We start from the raw sequence: 17,137 nt of genomic DNA, 5'->3' as shown, positions 1-17,137 counted from the left end.
CGCAAGCACGTCGATCACATGCACCCCGACTCGGTGATTGCAATTGCCGCCTGCAAGAACAGCGAAGCGCTCACCGCCAAAATCTTCGAGGGCGAGCTTGGGTGGCTGCCGTGGCAGCGTCCCGGCTATGACCTCGGCCTGAAACTCGAACAGCTGTCGCGGGAACAGCCGCAGCTGAAGGGCATCATCCTCGAAGGCCACGGCCTGTTCACCTGGGGCGACACGGCCAAGAGCTGCTATGAGATCACGCTGCAGATGATCCGCCTGGCGGAGGAGTGGCTGGGCGAGAACGTCAAGCAGCCGGTGTTCGGCGGCGTCAAGTCCATCACCCTCCCCGCAGAACAGCGTGCCGCGCTGGCCGCCAAGCTGATGCCCGCGCTGCGCGGCCGCATCAGCGCCGGCGAGCGCAAGCTGGGTGATTTCAACGACAGCGCCGCGGTGCTGGAGTTCGTCGCCAGCAACGACCTCGCCAAGCTGGCTGCGCTGGGCACCTCCTGCCCTGACCACTTCCTGCGCACCAAGATCCGCCCGCTGGTGCTGGACTTCGACCCGGCCAAGCCCGACGTCGACGCGCTGCTGGCCGGCCTGGACAAGGCACTGGAAGACTACCGTGCCGACTACGTGGCCTACTACGAGCGCTGCAAGCGCCCGACCAGCCCGGCCGTGCGCGACGCCAACCCCGTTATCTATCTGATTCCGGGCGTGGGCATGCTGTCCTTCGCCAAGGACAAGGCCACCGCCCGCATCGCCGGCGAGTTCTACATCAACGCCATCAACGTGATGCGTGGTGCCAATGGCGTCGACAAGTATGTCGGCCTGCCCGAGCAGGAGGCCTTCGACATCGAGTACTGGCTGCTCGAGGAAGCCAAGCTGCAGCGCATGCCCAAGCCCAAGAGCCTGGCCGGCCGCGTGGCCCTGGTCACCGGCGGTGCCGGTGGCATTGGTCAGGCCGTGGCCCGCCAACTGCTGCAGGAAGGTGCCTGCGTGATGCTGACCGACATCGACTCTGGCGCGCTGGCCGAAGCCCAAGCCAACCTGCTGAAGGTAGCCGGCAAGGACAGCATCGCCACCGTGCAGGGCAACATCACGTCCGAATCCGAGGTCGAGGCCGTGCTGTCCGCCACGGCGCTGCGCTTTGGCGGCCTGGACATCCTCGTGTCCAACGCCGGCATCGCCTCCGCTGCCCCGCTGGAAGACACGACCCTCGAGATCTGGCAGCGCAACCAGGACATCCTGGTCACGGGCTACTTCCTGGTCGGCCGCGGCGCCTTCCGCCTGATGAAGCAGCAGAAGATTGGCGGCTCCATGGTGTTCGTGGCCAGCAAGAACGGCCTGGTTGCCTCGGCCGGCGCGTCGGCCTACTGCACGGCCAAGGCGGCCGAGATCCACCTGGCGCGCTGCATCGCCCTGGAGGGCGCATCGATCGGCGTGCGCGTCAACGTCGTCAACCCCGACGCGGTCATCCGTGGCTCGCGCATCTGGGACGGCAAGTGGAAGGAAGAGCGCGCCGCGTCGAACAAGATCGACTCGGACAACATCGAAGAGTTCTACCGCCAGCGCAGCATGCTCAAGCTCAGTGTGCTGCCGGAGGACATCGCCGAGGCGGTGTACTTCCTGGCCAGCGAAAAGTCCGGCAAGAGCACGGGCAATGTGCTGAACGTGGACGCCGGCAACGCCGCCGCCTTCACGCGCTAACAATCGGCGCAGGAGACAAACATGAGCAAGACCATCATCGACGCGACCCAGGTCGAGCAGCACAACGCCACGCAGCGCGCCGCGCTGCAGGCCGACTACGACGCGCTGGGCGGCATGCTGTCCCGCCGCGGTGTGGACATCGAAGCGCTGACCGCCAAGGCCCAGGGCTTCGCCGTGGCCGTGCCCAGCTGGGGCGTGGGCACCGGTGGCACGCGCTTCGCGCGCTTCCCCGGCAAGGGCGAGCCGCGCGACGTGACAGAGAAGCTGGAGGACTGCGCCGTCATCCACCAACTGACCTGTGCCACGCCCACCGTGTCGCTGCACTTCCCGTGGGACAAACCGGCCGACCCCAAGGCGCTGCGCCAGCAAGCCGACGAGTTGGGTCTGGGTTTTGACGCCGTCAACTCCAACACGTTCCAGGACCAGGCCGGCCAGGCTCACACGTACAAGTACGGCAGCCTGACCGCGCAAAGCCAGGCTGCCCGCGAGCAGGCCGTCGCGCACAACATCGAGTGCATCGAGCTGGGCAAGGCGCTGGGCTCCAAGGGCCTGACGGTGTGGGTAGGCGACGGTGCCAATTTCCCCGGCCAGCACAACCTTCGCGGCGCGCTGGAACGCTACCTCGACAGCGCCAAGGGCATCTACGCCGCGCTGCCGGCGGATTGGCTGATGTACATCGAACACAAGCTCTTCGAGCCGGCGTTCTACTGCACCGTCATCGCCGACTGGGGCACCAGCTTCGCCGTCGCCCAGCAACTGGGCGAGAAGGCCAAGTGCCTGGTGGACCTGGGCCACCATGCGCCCAACACCAACATCGAAATGATCGTGGCGCGCCTGGCCCAGTTCGGCAAGCTCGGCGGCTTCCACTTCAACGACAGCAAGTACGGCGACGACGACCTGGATTCGGGTTCCATCGATCCCTTCCAGCTCTTCCTGGTCTTCAACGAGCTGGCCGATGCGGCCCAGCGCGACGGCGCGGCGTTCAACCCCGCCTACATGCTGGACCAGTCTCACAACGTGACCGACCCCATCGAAAGCCTGATGAGCAGCGCCGTCGAAGTGCAGCGCGCCTTCGTGCAGGCCGCGCTGGTCGACCGTGCCGCCCTGGCCGGCTTCCAGGCCGAGAATGATGCGCTGCAGTCCGCCCAGGCGCTGAAGAAGGCCTTCCGCACCGACGTGAGCCCCATCCTCGCGATGGCCCGTCTGCGCGCCGGCGGCGCGATCGACCCGGTCTCGGCCTACCGCGCCAGCGGTTATCGCGAGCAGGTTGCCGTCAAGCGCCCGCCCAAGGCCGGCGCGAGCGGCAGCGGCATCGTTTGAAGTGAACCCGCAGGCCTTCGGCGCACGCGGTGACGGCATCACTCTCGACACGCGGGCGCTGCAGGCCGCCATCGACGCCGCGGCGCTGCAGCGCACAGAGCTGCGGCTGCCGCCCGGCGTCTACCTCACCGGCGCCCTCTTCCTGAAGAGCGGCATGACGCTGCGGTTGGACCGCGGCGCCACGCTGCTGGGCTCCCGTAACCTCGCCGACTACCCGATGCTGCCCACGCGCGTGGCGGGCATCGAAATGCGCTGGCCAGCCGCGCTCGTCAACATCTACGGCGAGCACGACGTCGGCCTCGTTGGCGAAGGCTGCATCGACGGCGACGGCAAGGTGTTCTGGGACAGCTACTGGGCCCTGCGCGCCGCCTACGAGCCGCGCGGCTTGCGCTGGGCGTCCGACTACGACGCGCAACGTCCCCGCCTCATCCAGGTCTTCGAATCGGCCCGAATCCAGGTCGGCGGCGGTCTGCTGCTGCGCCGCTCGGGCTTCTGGACGCTGCACCTCTGCTACTCAGAGGACGTCGTCGTCGACGGCATCATCATCCGCAACAACGAAGAAGCGCGAGGCCCGTCCACCGACGGCATCGACATCGACTCTTCATGCCGCGTGCGGATCCGCAACGCCGACATCGCCGTCAACGACGACGCCCTCTGCCTGAAGGCCGGCCGCGACGCCGACGGCCTGCGCGTCGCGCGGCCCAGCGAGGATATCGAGATCAGCGACTGCATCGTCCGCGAGGGCGCCGCCGGCCTCACCTTCGGCAGCGAAACCTCGGGCGGCTTGCGTCGCATCCGGGCCCACCGCATCGAGGTGCTGGCCGCCGTGCCGGTCGGCGTGCTATTCAAGTCTGCTCCCACGCGGGGCGGCCGCGTCGAGGACCTGCAGCTCAGCCAGATCACGCTGCGCGACGTGCCCACGGCGCTGCGCATCACGATGAACTGGAACCCTGGCTACAGCCGCGCCCGCATTCCCGACGCCGAACTGTCTCAGGCGCCACGGCACTGGCAGGCTCTAGCCGCGCCGGTGGCGCCCGAATTGGGCCGCACCGAGGTCCGTGGCGTGCACGTCGCCCAATTGCACGCCCGTGGCGCCCGGGTCGCCTTCGAGGTGGACGCGTATGCCGAGGTACCGCTGCGCGACTTCCACTTCAGCGGGCTGGACCTCCAGGCCGAACGCGGCGGCCATGTGCAGGACGTGCATGGCTGGCGTTTCGATGACGCCTGCCGGCTGCAGACCGGCACGCCCGTCGCGGTGGGCGCGGGTGTCGAACTGGCCGGCCTCGACACCCGGCACTGGATCGCGGATCCAGCGCTTCGTCGCCGCGACGTGTCGGCACTGAGCATGGCTGAGCAGGACGTGCTTTAACCAAACAAGATCACCAGGAGACAAGACGATGAGCGACGAGATCCTCGCCTTCAAGATGCAGCTCAAACCCAGTGTGGTGCCGGAGTACAAGAAGCGCCACGACGAGTTGTGGCCCGAGCTCGCCGAGGCGCTGCGCGGCGCCGGCATCCACGACTACTCCATCTTCCTGGACGAGAGCACGCTGAGCCTGTTCGCGGTGCTCAAGCGCAAGCCGGGCAAGGCCTTCGACGAGCTGCCGCTGCAGCCCGTCATGCGTCGCTGGTGGGACTACATGGCCCCGCTGATGGAAGTCGAAGCCGACAACAAGCCGCGCCAATGGTCTCTGCCGTCCGTCTTTCACTTTGCGGGCTAGTCGGACTGACGCTCGCGCTGCCGCTGGCGGCAGCCGCCGCGAACTGGTGCGAAGCCCCGCGCAGGCTGGAGCCTGCCGCCGCTGACGACTTCCGCGCCGGCCTGACCCGCTGGCGTCTGGAGGCAGAAGACCCGCGCGCCGTCGTCACCGCCGAGAAGGGCGTGCTGGACATCGCGACGCCCGCTGGCCTGAGCCTGTGGTGGCGGGAGCCGCTGTCGGGCGACTACGCCATCCGTTTCACCGCCCTGGCGCTGCCCGCACCCATCAGTGCGGGGCCGCATGCCGGCCGGTTGTCGGACCTGAACATGTTCTGGAATGCGCTGGAAGCCGATGGCAGCGCGCCCTATCCACGCAGCGGCAAGTTCGCCGGCTACGACGGCCTGCCCACCTACTACGTGGGCTTCGGCGCCAACGCCAACACGACGACGCGGCTGCGCCTGTACGACGGCAGCCAGCGCAGGCTGCTGGCCGGCTTTGCCGACGGACCAATGGCCGAGCCGGGCGAGCTGCCGATGACGTCCACGACCCGCCTGCTAACCGACAAACCGATCAGCATCGAGATTGTTTCGCGCCAACCGACGGCCGCGGACCCGATTCACCTGCGTTGGTCTGCCGGCAGCAACGAAGTCTTTACGCGCGCCGACCCCAATCCTCGTCTGCACGGCTACTTCGCGCTGCGCACCACAGCCAGCCGCCTGCAGATCCGAGATTTTCAGATCCTCCAATGCCGATGAAACACCTGCTCCCCGCCCTCAGCCTCGCCCTCAGTTTCATGACGTCGTTCGCTGCACAGGCAGTCGAGCCGGTCAGGATCGACATCCAGGCCGACAAGCCCGGCCCGGTCATCGCCCGCCAGATCTACGGCCAGTTCGCCGAACACCTGGGCGCAGGCATCTACGAAGGTCTGTGGGTGGGGACGGACTCCAAGATCGCCAATGTGCGCGGCTGGCGCAGCGACGTCGTCGACGCGCTCAAGGCCCTCAAGGTGCCGGTGCTGCGTTGGCCCGGTGGCTGCTTCGCCGACGAGTACCACTGGCGCGACGGCATTGGCGCGCAGGCGCAGCGCCCGCCGCGCGTGAACACCAGTTGGGGCGGGGTCATCGAACCCAACTCGGTCGGCACGCACGAGTTCCTGGACCTCGCCGAGCAACTGGGTAGCGAGGTCTACATCAACGCCAACCTCGGTTCCGGCACCGTGCAAGAGATGGCTGAATGGCTGGAGTACCTGACGGCCGAAGGCGACACGGCCCTGGCTCGCCAGCGTCGCGCCAACGGCCGCGACAAACCGTGGCGCATCCAGTACTGGGGCATTGGCAACGAAAGCTGGGGCTGCGGCGGCCACATGAAGCCGGGCTACTACGCTGACCTCTACAAGCACTGGTCCACCTTCGCGAAGGCGCCACGCGGCAATCGCCCCAAGCTGGTCGCCAGCGGCGGCCAGGAGCTGGAGCTGAACTGGACCGAGACGCTGAGCGCCGAGGTCAAGCAGCGCATGGACGCCATCACTCACCATCAATACTCACTGCCCACACGGGACTGGAGTAAGAAGGGCTCGGCCATCGGCTTCCCTGAGGTCGAGTGGATCTCCACGCTGGCCGTGCCGCAGACCATCGACGGCTACCTTGCCAAGCACCGCGAGATCCTGGACCGCAACGATCCAACGAAAAGGGTCGCGATCTACTTCGACGAATGGGGCAGCTGGTACGACCCTGAGCCAGGCACCGACCCCGGCTTCCTGGTCCAGCGCAACACGCTGCGCGACGCGGTATTGGCTGCGCTGCACTTCCACGTCTTCCATCGCCATGCCGACCGCGTGAAGATGGCCAACATCGCACAGATGGTCAACGTGCTGCAAGCGATGGTCGTCACCGACAAGGAGCGCATGGTGCTGACGCCCAGCTACCACGCCTTCGCGATGCACCTGCCTTTCATGGACGCGACCTCGCTACCGGTTCAACTGGCCGGGGTGCCGGCCTACACGCTGGGCCAGTACAGCATCCCGGCCCTGTCCGCCAGCGCGGCCAAGAGCGCCGACGGCAAGCTGCTGCTCAGTCTCGCCAACACCCACCCCAACGATGCGCTGCCTCTGCAACTCGCCGTAGGCGGCAAGGGCGTGCGCGCCGTGACCGGCCAGTTGCTGACCGCCCCGACCATGGACGCCGAGAACCGTTTCGAGGCGCCCAACCGCGTCAGGCCGCAGCCTTTCAAGGCCCAGGCCAACAACGGCACGCTCAGCCTGACGCTGCCGGCCAAGTCCGTTCTCGTTCTCGAGGTCCAGCCATGATCCGCCGTCTCGCCGCCCTGCTGGCCCTCGTCGCCGCACCCGCCCTTGCCTCCGACGCGCTGCGCCCGCCCCTGCTGCTCACCGGCCAGCGCGCCGACGTGCAAGACCTCTCCGGCCGCTGGACTTACTCCAAGGACTATTACCGCACCGGCTTGACCGACATCAACGGCTGGGTCGCCAAGTCGCGCATGCAGCGCTACCGCGACGTGGACGTCGCCGCCGAGGAGGCCAAGCCCGGCACGGCCTTCTTCGAGTTCGACCTCGACCGCGGCCCGGCCATGGAGATCCCCGGCGCTTGGAACGCCGCCGCGCCCGAACTGCGCTGGTACGACGGCCTGATCTGGTTCCAGCGCCGCTTCGACGCCGCTCCCGCCAAGCCCGGCCAGCGCAGCTTCCTGCGCTTCGAGGCCGTCAATTACCGCGCCCACGTCTATCTGAACGGCAAGGAAGTCGGCCGCCACGAAGGCGGCTTCACACCCTTCGTGCTGGAGGTGACCGACGTGCTGCGCGCGCAAGGCAACCGCCTCGTCGTCGGCGTGGACTCGCGTCACGACGCCCAGAGCATCCCCGGCGAGATCACCGACTGGGATCTCTACGGCGGCATCACGCGGCCCGTGAAGCTCATCCAGACGCCCGCCACCTTCATCGACGACGCCACGCTGCGCCTGACCGAAGCCGGCCGCCTGGTGGGCAGCCTGCAGCTCAACGGCGCACAGGCCGCGGGTCAGGCCGTCAGCGTACAAATCGATGCACTGAACCTGAAGGCTCGGGCCACGACCGACGCCCACGGTGAGGCCCGCTTCGACATCGCCGCGCCAGGTGCGCTAAAGCGCTGGTCGCCCGAATCGCCACTGCTCTACGCGGTGCGCTTCGCCAGCGACGGCGATGCCGTCGACGACCGCGTGGGCTTCCGCACGCTGGCCGTGAAGGGCAGCGAGATCCTGTTGAACGGCAAGCCCATCACGCTGCGGGGCGTGTCCATCCACGAAGAGGAGCTGGGCGCCAACCCGGCTCGCCGGCTCACCGACTCTGCGGCCCGGGCGCTGCTCAGCGAGGTCAAGACTGGCCTGAACGGCAACTACGTGCGCCTGTCGCACTACCCGCACTCCGAGACCATGCTGCGCGCGGCTGACGAGCTGGGCCTGCTGGTCTGGAACGAGATCCCCGTCTACTGGACCGTGGACTGGGACAACCCTGCCGTGCTGCTGAAGGCCCGACGCCAGCAGGCCGAGACCATCTACCGCGACCGCAATCGCGCGGCGCTGGCGCTGTGGAGCGTGGGGAACGAGACGCCAGTAGCCGAGAACCGCACGCGCTTTCATGCCGCGCTGGCCGCCACGGTGCGAGAGTTGGACCCGAGCCGCCTCATCAGCGCCGCGCTGCTGGTGGAGCGCCAGGGCGACACGGTCAGGATCGCAGACCCGCTGCTGCCGCACCTGGACGTGATGGCCGTCAACACCTACGCAGGCTGGTACGGAGACGACAGGCTGGAAGACCTCGCCCGACTCAAGTGGGCGTTGCCCACCGACAAGCCGCTGCTGGTGTCGGAGTTCGGCGCCGACGCGCTGGCCGGCTATCACGACCTGAGCGCCCAGCCCAAGAAATGGAGCGAGGAGTTCCAGGCCGCCTACTACCGCGCCACGCTGGCGATGCTGGGCCGCATCCCCAACCTGCGGGGCCTCTCACCCTGGGTGCTGAAGGACTTCCGCTCGCCACGCCGCGAACACCCAATCTTCCAGAACGGCTGGAATCGCAAGGGTCTGATCTCGGAGACCGGGCAGCGCAAGCAGGCCTTCGAGGTGATGGCCGAGCACTACAAAACCCTGCCGTCCAACCGGTGAGCTCCCATGACAATCCCCCCGTTCTCCCGCCGCGGCTTCCTGCAAACGACAGCCGCCGCGTCACTAGTCTCCGCCCTCCCCGCCGCACAGGCTGCCACGGCCAACCTGCCCGCCTCGACGGTGCCGGTGGACAACACGCCACTGCACTGGCTGGAGGGGACGCCCGCGCGCTTCGAGGGTTCCACGCTCGGCGTGCCTTGGCCGCGCGGCCAGCTCAAACTGCCGGCAGGCAAGGCGCCTGAATTCCGGCTTGCCAACCAGCCTGTGCAGTCCTGGCCGCTGGCCTATTGGCCGGACGGCTCGCTGAAGTGGACGGCGCATGCGGTGGCCGGTGGCGTGCCAGAGGGCGCGCTGAAGCTCGAACGCGGCGCACCGGCGGCGGGCAAGGTCAGCGTCAGGCAAGAAGGTGGCCAGGTGACGGTCGCGGCGGGTGATCTCGTCTGGACCGTGCCGACCCAGGGCCCGGTGCTGATCGCCGAGGCAGCGCGTTCGGGCCGCGTCACACTGAAGAACCTCAAGCTCGTCGCGCTGCGCCAGGACGGCGCTGACCCCGAACTGGATGGCAAGGTTGCGCGCCAGTCCTTCAGCAGCAAGGTCAACACGGTCACCGTGGAGCAGCAGGGCCCGGTGCGCGCCGTGCTGAAACTGGACGGTACACACAGCGGCAACGGCCGCGACTGGTTGCCGTTCTCGGTGCGGCTGTACTTCTACGCCGGCTCGGAAAGCGTGCGCATCGTGCACAGCTTCGTCTGGGATGGCGACCCGGCCAAGGACTTCATCGCCGGCCTGGGCGTCACGGCACAAGTCCCAATGACCAACGCAACGCAGGACCGCCATGTGCGCTTCTCCGGCGAAGGTGTAGGCGTGTGGGGTGAGGCCGTGAGGCCGGTCACCGGCCTGCGCCGCGACCCCGGTCAAGCCTACAAGGATGCCCAGGTCGCTGGCCTGGCGCTGCCGCCGCTGTCGGGCATGGACAAGCGCGTGTCGGACCGGTTGCAATGGATTCCAGAGTGGAACGACTTTTCGCTGTCGCAGGCCAATGCCGACGGCTTCACCATCGCCAAGCGCACGCAGGCCGGCCAGGCCTGGATCGCCTCCAACGGCGGCAGCCGTAGCAAGGGCCTGGTCTACGCGGGCGGCGCCTCGGGCGGCGTGGCGCTGGGACTCAAGGACTTCTGGCAGCGCGCCCCGGTGCGGCTGGACGTGCGGGGCGCGGCCACCGAGCTGGCCGACGTGACGGCCTGGCTGTACTCGCCCTCCGCGCCCGCCATGGACATGCGCTCCTACCGCTCTCCCGGCGACATGGACACGCACGAAAAGCAGATCGAAGGCCTCAACATCACCTACGAGGACTACGAGCCGGGCTGGGACACCTCGGTCGGCGTGGCCCGCACGTCGGAGCTGCAGGTGTGGGTGCTGGGAAGCACGCCGTCGCACCAGGTGTTCTCTGACATGGCCGAGCAGGTCGCCCACCCGGCCCGACTGGTACTGTCGCCGCAACGCATCCACGCCGCCGGCGTATTCGGCGACTGGGACCCTGCCAGCACGGGCTCGCCGGCCCGCAAGCTCATCGAGGACCGGCTGTCGCTACAGCTGGACCAGTACCTGAAGGAAGTCGAGCAGCACCGCTGGTACGGTTTCTGGAACTACGGTGACGTGATGCACGCCTACGACGTCGACCGCCACATGTGGCGCTACGACATCGGCGGATATGCCTGGGACAACTCGGAACTGTCGACCGACATGTGGCTCTGGTACAGCTATCTGCGCACCGGCCGTGCCGACGTTTTCCGCCTCGCCGAGGCCATGACTCGGCACACCGGCGAGGTGGACGTCTACCACCTCGGCGAGTTCAAGGGCTTCGGCACGCGCCATGGCGTGCAACATTGGTCCGACTCGTCCAAGCAGCCGCGCATCTCCAACGCCGCCTACCGGCGCTTCTATTTCTACCTGACGGCCGACGAGCGCTGCGGCGACTTGATCCGCGAGCTGCTGGACTCCGACGCCGACATTGCCAAGGTCGACATTTCGCGCAAGCTGGCCCGCAACGCGGCGCCGCCGGAGACCTCCAACCTGCCCGGCGTGGGCTTCGGCACGACCTGGGGCTCCTGGATCGCGGCCTGGCTGACCGAGTGGGAACGCACCGGCGACACGCGCTGGCGTACCAAGGTGGTCAACGGCATGCAGAGCATCGGCGACCTGCCGCGACGCTGGTTCGCTGGCGGCGCACCCTACGACGCCAAGACTGGCAAGTTTGCCGGCCCGGGCGACACGATCTCCATCTCGCACCTGAACGGCGTGTTCGGCGTCATCGAGATGAGCTCGGAGCTGTTGACGCTGGTGGACGTCCCCGCCTATCGCAAGGCCTGGCTGGAGTACTGCCGCTACTACAACTCGCCGAAGAGCGAGATCGTCGGGTTGCTCGGCAAGGACCCCGGAGGCCGCAGCCTGGGCGACACCGGCTCGCGCATGACGGCCTACGCCGCCTTCCAGGAGCGAGACCGCGCGCTTGCGCTGCGCGCCTGGCGCGAGTTCTTCGCCTCGCGCGCCCTCCGGGGCGGCGGTGCTGTAAGGCGCGTTGGTGGCGTGGACGTGATCCGGCCGCTGGTCGAGCAGCCGAGCATCAGTACCAACGATTCAGCGCAATGGGGGCTCGCGGGCATCCAGAACCTCGCGCTGATCGGCGATGCGCTGGACGAGGCGGCCAAGACTGCCGGTCTGGTTGGTTGACGCCGATCCGACGCGCCGAGCCCGCCGCCACAGCCGGCCCGGCAGGCCGCGCGATGGCGGCACCCGGGGGCAGTTCCCCAAGCACACGCCTGATGTTGGATCAAGCCTGTCGACATGCCGCCGCCGCGCCTGCCCGTGTCCCGTTGCCTGTCCCGCTTCGCCATCACCGGCTTTGGCGCGGGCGCCGACTGTGCGTGATTGCAGCCAGCGGCTGCGCCCGGCTGCCGGAAAGAAGCGCGCTTGGCGCACCGTGATGGCCAACTGAACGCAAGGAGATCTCCACTTGACCCCGTCCCGCTCCTCGCGCCGCGGCATGCTCGCCGCTGGCCTGCTGGCCGTCGCGCTGCCTGCCCTCGCCCAAGTGCCAGTGGCTGCGCCCGTGCCACTGCCCTGGCCCAACCCGCTCGTCGCGCAGCGCGCCGATCCCCAGATCCTGCGCCACGGCGGCTGGTACTACCTGATGGCCACCGTGCCCGAATACGACCGCCTGGAAATGCGCCGCGCACGCAGCATCGCAGGGCTCGCGACGGCCGAGCCCAAAGTCGTCTGGCGCAAGCATGAGCAAGGCCCGATGAGTCGCCACATCTGGGCGCCCGAGCTACACGTCATTGACGGCCGCTGGTACATCTACTTCAGCGCCGGCGAGGCCAAGGAGCCATGGAAGATCCGCCTGTGGGTGCTGGAGAACGCTGCCGCCGACCCGATGCAGGGCGACTGGGTCGAACGCGGCCAGATCAAGACAGCGTGGGAAACCTTCACGCTGGACGCCACCGTCTTCGAGCACCGCGGCAAGCGCTATCTCGCCTGGGCGCAGACCGATCCGGGCAAGAAGAACCACAGCACCGACATCTTCATTTCGCTCATGAAGAGCCCGACGGAGCTGGAAGGCCCGCAGGTGCGCCTGAGCCAGCCTGACTACGCCTGGGAAAAGGTGCGCCACGTCGTCAACGAGGCGCCCGCGGTCCTCATCCATGGCGGGCGCGTCTTCATGACCTATTCGGCCGCCGGCACCGGTGCCGAGTACTGCCTGGGCCTGCTGTGGGCCGACGAGAACGCCGACCTGATGGATCCTAGGAGCTGGCACAAATCTCCCGGCCCGGTCTTCGTCAGCAGCCCCGAGAGCGGCCAGTACGGCCCGGGTCACAACAGCTTCCTCACCGATCCCGACGGCACTGTGCTGAACGTCTTCCACGCCCGCAACTACCGCGACATCGCCGGCGACCCGCTGAAGGACGCCGGCCGCGCCACGCGCGTACAGCCGTTGCGCTTCACCGCAGACGGCATGCCCGACTTCGGCCAGCCCTATCCGGAAAAGAAATGACTGTCATTGCCCTGACTCCCGGCGATCCCAACGCCTTCGACGGCGACCCGCCTGACCGTGTCTGCCGCCGGCCCACGCGGGCCGAGCTGCACGCCTATCTGTCACCGACGCCGCCCCGCGGCCGCGCCCTCGTCTATGCGGGCGGCGGCTACCTGCAGCTGATGCATGACAAGGAAGGCGTCGAGATCGCGCACTGGCTGAACACGTTGGGACTGGACGCCTACGTGCTCGTGCATCAGCTGCCGGGTCAAGACGGTCATCCCTTCGACATCGCGCTGCAGGACGGGCGCCTGGCACTCGAGTACTTCGCCACCCTGGCGCCCTTGCCACTGCTGCACGTGGGCCTGTCATCCGGCGGCCATCTTGCCGGCGTGATGGCCTGCCAGGGCGAGTCGGCCGGCGCCGTCATCGCCTACGCGCCCCTCAACGCCAATCACCGCGACCACAAGTTCCCCGTGGGCAAGCCTGACTTCCTGCCGCCGGAGAAGCAGGCCTTCTACGACGCCTGGCCCATCGGCATCGCCAGCGAACCCCACGGCCTGCCGAGGTGCCCCGTCTTCCTGGCCTACGCGCTCCACGACGGCATCGTGCCAGTGCAGCACGCGCTCAACCTCATCGTGGCCGCGCAGCAGCACGGGCTGGACGTGGAGGCGCATATCTTCCCGAAGGCCGAACACGGTTTCGCACTGCGCGGGCTGGACGGCACGCAAGACCAATGGCCCGTACTCGCGGCCCGCTGGCTGCGCGGCAGGCTCGGCGGCTGAGGCGGCCCCGCGCCAGCGCAAGTGCTGCATCGGTGGGCCCGGCCATCGCAGGCCCTCGTCCTCTCAGGCGGCGTCGCCGGGTGGCGCGTACTGTGCGATGACCTGCTGCTCGGTCAGCATCGGCGTCTGGTTGGCGAAGTCGTAGTAGCCAGGCTTGCGGTCGACATAGATCTGGCTGGCCAGCTCAAAATCCTGGCTGTCGAAGACACCTGCTGGCACGAAATACTCGCCGGTTGCCAGCAGCCGGTAGAAGAGATGGGTGCCGCACTGCCGGCAGAAGGCTCGCTCGGCCCACTCAGAGGATGCATAGACGCCGATGTACTCCCGGCCCTCGAACTGCACGTCAGATCCGCAATGCACGGCCAGCAGTGGCCCACCGCCCCAGCGCCGGCAATAGCGGCAATGGCAGGCGCCGATCTCCCGGGCATCGGGCGATGTGAAACGGACGGCGCCGCACAGGCAATGAGCTTGCATGATGAAGTCTCCGGGAATCTGGATGGGTGGACCGCGATTCTTGCAATGCCTGTGCGCTGCTTGTGCCTGAATCTGGCAGCAGGGATGCGAGATGGCGCAACGCCGGGTTGCGCGGGCGCCGCCGGCTACGTGATGCGCTGAACTTGCGCATCGAAGGTTCGCATCGGACAACTCATGCAGCTAAGCGTCCGAGGACGAACGAGGCAAGCAACGGGTACGCAAGACCTGTCCCCTGATCCGGCGACCCTGGCCGGGGGACCGGCTGCAGACTTTCGGCACATCGTGGCGCTGCAGGCCCGACGGGACACTCCGCCCGCATTTGTTCAAGGCCCGAGAGGCAGACCCCATGAAGACACGATTCCCACTGCGCGCCGCCGCAGTCCTCGCCGCGCTGACCGCCGCCCTGCCTGCATGGGCACAGACCACCCTGGCTCCCGGCGGCACCGCCAGCGGCACCGTCACCGCAAACACCAGCATTTATCAGCTGTTCGGCCACAGCGGCACGGTCCACGCGAGCCAGGCGGCTACCACGGCAAGCGCCCCGTACTACAGCTTCGCCGCCAGCGACGGCAGCAGCACCAGCTTCAGCTTTGAGTCCGTCACGGGTGGCGTGAACTGCTGCGGCAACCCTGCTGCGCTGAGCGGGGCGGACGGCTACAGCGGCAGCACCAATGTGCTGCCACTGAACGGCCTGTCCGGCATCTTCGGCAACACCCAACTGGGCCTGGTGGCTGTCTTCACCAGCGAAGCCGATCCTTTCGGACAGACCGCGCCGGCCTCACTGAACTGGAACGCGAGCACCCAGGCCGGCACGCAGTCGCCGCTGTTGAACCAGGTGTTCTTCGTCGGCGACGGCCATGCCGGCCTCAACAAGCCGGCCGGCCAACTGCTGAGCTTCGTCGCCCCCGCCGGCGCCACCCGGCTGTACATCGGCTTCGCCGACTCCTACTCGTTCAGCGGCCTGCCTGGCTACTACAGCGACAACCGCGGCGAGCTGAACTACACGCTGACCTTGAGCGCTCCGGTGCCCGAGCCGGCGAGCGCGCTGCTGGCGCTTGCCGGTGTCGGGCTGCTGGTCGCTACGCGCCGCCGCCAAGGCGCCTGAGCATCGTCGGGCTGCACGGGGTGCGACCGGCAGGGATGGCGGGCTCGGGCGCGCCGGCGACCCGTGCCCTCGACGCCGGCATCATTCCGTGGCAGGGCTTCGATTCACATTGCCGCCGTTCGCAAAACCGGTCACGCCTTCTTCCGTCCGCCCGATCTTCCTGATCGTCCCGTCTGCATTGAAATGCAGAAACTCCGCCGCCACGTGTCGCTGCTTCTTCGAGCAGGCCGCGCCGGGAACGTCCAGCCAGCGGTGATAGAACAGCACCCAACGACCTTGGTATTGCACGATGGAGTGGTGGTTGTTGCCGTTCTCCGGCTCCATGAAGACGCCGCGGTAGGTCCACGGCCCCGTCGGCGAGCTGGCCATGTAGTAGCTCAGCGTCCGGTTGTCCTCGGGCATGGTGAAGTAGTACCGGCCGTCACGCTTGAAGACCCAGGGCCCTTCCATCTTGGGCTCGTAGCCGCCCATGTCCATCTTCTGCAGCGCGCCCTTCACGCTGCGCATGTCGTCGGCCATCTCCACTACGTGATAGTCGGCGCCTGACGCATGCACGTAGAGGTAGGCGCGCCCATCGTCGTCAATGAACAGCGCCGGATCGTTGGCGTAGGGCTTGCGCCACAGCGGCGCACCAATCACGTCCTTGAACGGGCCGGCAGGCGAGCTGCTCTCCGCGATCCCGATGCCCATCCACTTGGTGCTGCGCTTGGGATCCTGCCGGTCCTTCACACCGGTCCCAGCCGGAAAGACGAGGTAGTACTTGCCGTTCTTGTACGCGGCGTCGGGCGCCCAGGCATAGTCGTCGGCCCACTTGAGGTCCTTCACCGACAGCACGGCGCCGTGATTCGTCCAGCTGACGAGGTCGGTGGACGAGAAGGCGTACCAGTCCTTCATGTGGAAGTCAGCCTGGCATTCCTCGTCATGCGACGTGTAGAGCCACATCCCGCCGTCGGGCCAGACGTGACCGGAAGGGTCGGCCGTGCGCAGGTTCTGGCCAAGGGCGAGCGGGTTCCGGGCCTGGGCGTCTGTGGTGGCAAGCAACGCAACGAACGCCAGAGTGATGAATTTCATCTTCGGTCCTCAAGGTCGGCAGGCGCCAGGCTGCAGCTCGGCGCCGTCGAACATCAGGTCGCGCTGGCTCGCGGTCAGGCGCAGCGGGCCGGCATGGACCTGGGGCAGCGTAAGTGTCGCTGTCAGACGGTTGGCGAGCACGCCCTGGCCCCATGCCGCGTCCTGCGTGCCGCGTGCCCAACGCAGCGCGTGCGCCTGATCGCCGGCGACCAGCTCGGCCTGCCAGGATTCGCCAGCCTGCAACGGGTAGATGGGCAGCACGTGGACGAGCAGGCAGGACGGGGTCGGTGAGGCGTCGGCCTGCAGCTCCAGCACCACGCCTGGCCGGCGGGCCGCGAGCACGCCTACGCCACGGCCGAGACCGGGAACGCGACGCCAGCCTTCCGAAGCAGTCACAGGCAGCGATGGCAAGGCACTGGCCGGAGCCACAGGCGCCAGATCGACAGCCGCCTTGTCGAGATGGCGCAACGCATCAGGCGCGCTGCCGCCCAGCCCGGAAGCGGGCAGCAATGGCGCCAGTTGGCGATAGCTGGTCCACAAGCCGTCGGCCGGCTCCTCGGCCAAGATGCCGGCCCACCGACCGGCGTTGTAGCGCGCGGTCAGTGCCTTCAGGCGCAGATCGGCGCGCCGCGCCTGCGTGGCGTAGCGGCGGGCGCCGGCGGGATCGCGCTCCATCGTCGCGGCATAGCGTTCCAGCGCGAAGAAGCGCTCATTGGCCAGCGCCGAGGCACGCAGCGGGTACTCGACCAGCTGAAAGAAGCCGTCGAGCTGGGCGGTGGCGATTCGCGGGCGCACGGCATCCAGCGCAGAC

14 protein-coding genes are annotated in these 17,137 nt (G+C 67.9%); 11 read left to right on the top strand and 3 right to left on the bottom strand.

Annotated elements, in window-relative coordinates:
* The 10 genes from VGF12_RS14775 to VGF12_RS14730 all read left to right on the top strand — a co-directional run.
* Nucleotides 1–1,695 (top strand): bifunctional rhamnulose-1-phosphate aldolase/short-chain dehydrogenase (locus VGF12_RS14775; protein ID WP_331176803.1); only part of this gene is annotated, 1,695 nt, incomplete at its 5' end.
* A gap of 21 nt (nucleotides 1,696–1,716) precedes the next feature.
* The gene (gene rhaI, locus VGF12_RS14770) at nucleotides 1,717–3,015 is read left to right on the top strand and encodes an L-rhamnose catabolism isomerase (protein WP_331176802.1); all 1,299 of its coding nucleotides are present in this window, start codon (nucleotides 1,717–1,719) and stop codon (nucleotides 3,013–3,015) included.
* A gap of 1 nt (nucleotide 3,016) precedes the next feature.
* Nucleotides 3,017–4,384 (top strand): glycoside hydrolase family 28 protein, encoded by a 1,368-nt coding sequence (locus VGF12_RS14765; protein ID WP_331176801.1) that lies wholly within the window; start codon nucleotides 3,017–3,019, stop codon nucleotides 4,382–4,384.
* A 28-nt stretch (nucleotides 4,385–4,412) separates the two neighbouring features.
* Nucleotides 4,413–4,736, top strand: a complete 324-nt coding sequence (locus tag VGF12_RS14760) for an L-rhamnose mutarotase (RefSeq protein WP_331176800.1) — start codon at nucleotides 4,413–4,415, stop codon at nucleotides 4,734–4,736.
* Nucleotides 4,700–5,470, top strand: a complete 771-nt coding sequence (locus tag VGF12_RS14755) for a DUF6250 domain-containing protein (protein WP_331176799.1) — start codon at nucleotides 4,700–4,702, stop codon at nucleotides 5,468–5,470. Before VGF12_RS14760 ends, VGF12_RS14755 begins: the two co-directional genes overlap by 37 nt.
* A complete protein-coding gene (locus VGF12_RS14750; RefSeq protein WP_331176798.1) occupies nucleotides 5,467–7,020 on the top strand; it encodes an alpha-N-arabinofuranosidase in 1,554 nt (517 codons plus the stop codon). Before VGF12_RS14755 ends, VGF12_RS14750 begins: the two co-directional genes overlap by 4 nt.
* Complete coding sequence (locus VGF12_RS14745) at nucleotides 7,017–8,861, top strand: glycoside hydrolase family 2 protein (RefSeq protein ID WP_331176797.1); 1,845 nt, start codon at nucleotides 7,017–7,019, stop codon at nucleotides 8,859–8,861. The genes VGF12_RS14750 and VGF12_RS14745 overlap by 4 nt, the downstream gene beginning before the upstream one ends.
* Before the next feature lie 6 nt (nucleotides 8,862–8,867).
* Nucleotides 8,868–11,591, top strand: a complete 2,724-nt coding sequence (locus VGF12_RS14740) for a Tat pathway signal sequence domain protein (protein ID WP_331176796.1) — start codon at nucleotides 8,868–8,870, stop codon at nucleotides 11,589–11,591.
* Nucleotides 11,592–11,874: 283 nt separating this feature from the next.
* Nucleotides 11,875–12,912 carry a glycoside hydrolase family 43 protein gene (locus VGF12_RS14735; RefSeq protein WP_331176795.1) on the top strand — a complete coding sequence of 346 codons (1,038 nt, stop codon included), beginning with the start codon at nucleotides 11,875–11,877 and terminating at the stop codon, nucleotides 12,910–12,912.
* Nucleotides 12,909–13,676: an alpha/beta hydrolase gene (locus VGF12_RS14730; RefSeq protein WP_331176794.1), complete on the top strand. Its 768-nt coding sequence runs from the start codon at nucleotides 12,909–12,911 to the stop codon at nucleotides 13,674–13,676. Before VGF12_RS14735 ends, VGF12_RS14730 begins: the two co-directional genes overlap by 4 nt.
* A gap of 63 nt (nucleotides 13,677–13,739) precedes the next feature.
* Here VGF12_RS14730 and VGF12_RS14725 read toward each other — a convergent pair whose 3' ends face one another.
* Nucleotides 13,740–14,150 (bottom strand): GFA family protein, encoded by a 411-nt coding sequence (locus VGF12_RS14725; RefSeq protein WP_331176793.1) that lies wholly within the window; start codon nucleotides 14,148–14,150, stop codon nucleotides 13,740–13,742.
* Between the two features lie 346 nt (nucleotides 14,151–14,496).
* Here VGF12_RS14725 and VGF12_RS14720 point away from each other — a divergent pair, with 346 nt between their 5' ends.
* A complete protein-coding gene (locus VGF12_RS14720) occupies nucleotides 14,497–15,255 on the top strand; it encodes a PEP-CTERM sorting domain-containing protein (RefSeq protein WP_331176792.1) in 759 nt (252 codons plus the stop codon).
* A gap of 81 nt (nucleotides 15,256–15,336) precedes the next feature.
* Here the strand turns inward: VGF12_RS14720 and VGF12_RS14715 are convergent, their stop codons facing one another.
* Nucleotides 15,337–16,326 carry a family 43 glycosylhydrolase gene (locus VGF12_RS14715; protein ID WP_331176791.1) on the bottom strand — a complete coding sequence of 330 codons (990 nt, stop codon included), beginning with the start codon at nucleotides 16,324–16,326 and terminating at the stop codon, nucleotides 15,337–15,339.
* A gap of 9 nt (nucleotides 16,327–16,335) precedes the next feature.
* A partial coding sequence (locus VGF12_RS14710; protein ID WP_331176790.1) for a hypothetical protein occupies nucleotides 16,336–17,137 on the bottom strand: 802 nt, incomplete at its 5' end.

Source organism: Roseateles sp., assembly GCF_036404855.1.
In the GTDB taxonomy this organism is placed as follows: Bacteria; Pseudomonadota; Gammaproteobacteria; order Burkholderiales; family Burkholderiaceae_C; genus Pelomonas.
Note: the sequence above shows the minus strand (reverse complement) of the source record. Positions and strands in the feature narration are given on the sequence as shown.

Coding starts and splice junctions, on each gene's coding strand:
- VGF12_RS14730 (WP_331176794.1), top strand. CDS start 12,909: ATGACTGTCATTGCCCTGACTCCCGGCGATCCCAACGCCTTCGACGGC.
- VGF12_RS14720 (WP_331176792.1), top strand. CDS start 14,497: ATGAAGACACGATTCCCACTGCGCGCCGCCGCAGTCCTCGCCGCGCTG.
- rhaI (WP_331176802.1), top strand. CDS start 1,717: ATGAGCAAGACCATCATCGACGCGACCCAGGTCGAGCAGCACAACGCC.
- VGF12_RS14715 (WP_331176791.1), bottom strand. CDS start 16,326: ATGAAATTCATCACTCTGGCGTTCGTTGCGTTGCTTGCCACCACAGAC.
- VGF12_RS14725 (WP_331176793.1), bottom strand. CDS start 14,150: ATGCAAGCTCATTGCCTGTGCGGCGCCGTCCGTTTCACATCGCCCGAT.
- VGF12_RS14750 (WP_331176798.1), top strand. CDS start 5,467: ATGAAACACCTGCTCCCCGCCCTCAGCCTCGCCCTCAGTTTCATGACG.
- VGF12_RS14755 (WP_331176799.1), top strand. CDS start 4,700: ATGGTCTCTGCCGTCCGTCTTTCACTTTGCGGGCTAGTCGGACTGACG.
- VGF12_RS14740 (WP_331176796.1), top strand. CDS start 8,868: ATGACAATCCCCCCGTTCTCCCGCCGCGGCTTCCTGCAAACGACAGCC.
- VGF12_RS14760 (WP_331176800.1), top strand. CDS start 4,413: ATGAGCGACGAGATCCTCGCCTTCAAGATGCAGCTCAAACCCAGTGTG.
- VGF12_RS14745 (WP_331176797.1), top strand. CDS start 7,017: ATGATCCGCCGTCTCGCCGCCCTGCTGGCCCTCGTCGCCGCACCCGCC.